At 72.0% G+C, this 300-nt stretch carries 1 protein-coding gene; it reads left to right on the plus strand.

What is annotated here, in order from left to right:
* Window positions 1–23 precede the first annotated feature (23 nt).
* A partial coding sequence (locus AOK24_RS48595) for an MFS transporter (protein ID WP_167376848.1) occupies window positions 24–300 on the plus strand: 277 nt, incomplete at its 3' end.

Below are 300 nucleotides of genomic sequence, written 5' to 3' on the forward strand. Positions count from 1 at the left end.
CCTCCGAGAGAAAGACACCCCCCATGACCCAGACCCTCCCGCAGGCCGCTGCGGGCCCCCTCCCCGTCGGACGGTCGGGCAAGACCCACTCGCCCCGCTACAAATGGGGCATCCTCGGCATCGGCATCCTCGCCCAGGCCGCCTTCAGCGCCGCCTTCCAGGGCATCCCCATGGCCGGGGTCGTCCTCCAGAGCGACTACCGCTACTCCACGGGACAGCTCGGGGTGGTCCTCGCCGCCCTGACCTGCGGTGCCGCCCTCACCGAGGTCGTGTGGGGGCTGCTCACCGACCGCTTCGGCG

This window comes from Streptomyces niveiscabiei (assembly GCF_001419795.1).
GTDB classification, from domain to species: Bacteria; Actinomycetota; Actinomycetes; order Streptomycetales; family Streptomycetaceae; genus Streptomyces; species Streptomyces niveiscabiei.